At 46.7% G+C, this 1,176-nt stretch carries 1 protein-coding gene; it reads right to left on the reverse strand.

Annotation, left to right across the window (positions count from 1 at the left end; translation table 11 throughout):
* Positions 1 to 149 precede the first annotated feature (149 nt).
* Positions 150 to 1,082, reverse strand: a complete 933-nt coding sequence (locus tag DQG13_RS30305) for a tyrosine-type recombinase/integrase (protein ID WP_113023923.1) — start codon at positions 1,080 to 1,082, stop codon at positions 150 to 152.
* Positions 1,083 to 1,176: the final 94 nt, after the last annotated feature.

Genomic DNA, 1,176 nt, shown 5'->3' on the forward strand with positions numbered 1-1,176 from the left:
ATGTCGTGCAATAATAGTTATACGACATCCAACGGAGATTGATAGAGATTTTTGTAATTTTATTGCTACATATTGGTTAATTATAGGTTTTTTTAAAGGATATATCAACACAAAAAAACAAATTGCAGCCTTTTTTCTAAGGTTCTGATTTATTTGTCATGAATCAACAGACAATCCTCGACATAATCCGGGGCGGCTTTTTCAATCTGTTCGACTGTGTGCAAATATCGCTGTGTCGTATTGATATGAGAATGCCCCAATGTATTTTGAACTTGCTGGAGGGTTGCGCCGCTCAGTAGTGCAAGGGTAGCATTGGTATGCCTCAGCCAGTGGGGCGTAGGTTTCTTGGAATGGAAGCACCGGTTGGCAGCAGCTTGAATGATCCGTTCCACCTGTCTGGAGGAAATGGGGAATACATGGTCCGTATCCGCGGCTGCCCCTTTTTCCGACAGGCCTTTTTTATATTCCTCCAGCAAAGACCATAGTTTTCTCGGCACCTTCACCTGCCGTTGCTTTCCCCCTTTTCCCTTCTCCACGCTCAGCCAAACGGATATATTCAGCGGATCGGGTTGGAAATTTCTCCATTGGATCGCCACCAGTTCGGATACCCGCAAACCCAGCATAACCAGGGACAATACGATCAGATAGTTCCGTTTCCCCCCCAATTTCAGGTGATTCAGCAGGATCAGCACCTCTTCCTGGGTCAGATAGCGTTTGGTGCTGGTTACCGGAATACTGGGAATTTTCACGGCTGTTGCCGGGTTTTGCGGGAAGAGTCCGATGTTGGGATCGCTTCCCCATTTGTATAAGGATTTCAGCGGCGCGATTAAAGCGGAGATGCTGGCAGGCGCCAGCGGCTGGCCCGAATAGCTGCAATACCCCTTCGCCAACCCCATTTTGAAAGCCTCTATATCCTTCCAATTTACCTGGGCCAAGCGCTTGTTTCTGATAAACCCGCGGAACAGCATAAAGGCTCTCCGGTAATTGCGGGCCGTCTGCGGCAAATGCCCATGTACGGCGAGGTATAAATCAATGATCTGTTCATCATCCAGTTCCCCTTCATTGTTCGTGATTTTCGCCATTTCTATAATCCCGGAATCTCTCCTCATGTCTAACATTATAGTAATTTATTACACTCCTTTTCGTGGATGTCGTATAACTATTATTGCACGACAT

The sequence above is a fragment of the Paenibacillus sp. YN15 genome, from assembly GCF_003285005.1.
In the GTDB taxonomy this organism is placed as follows: Bacteria; Bacillota; Bacilli; order Paenibacillales; family NBRC-103111; genus Paenibacillus_AR.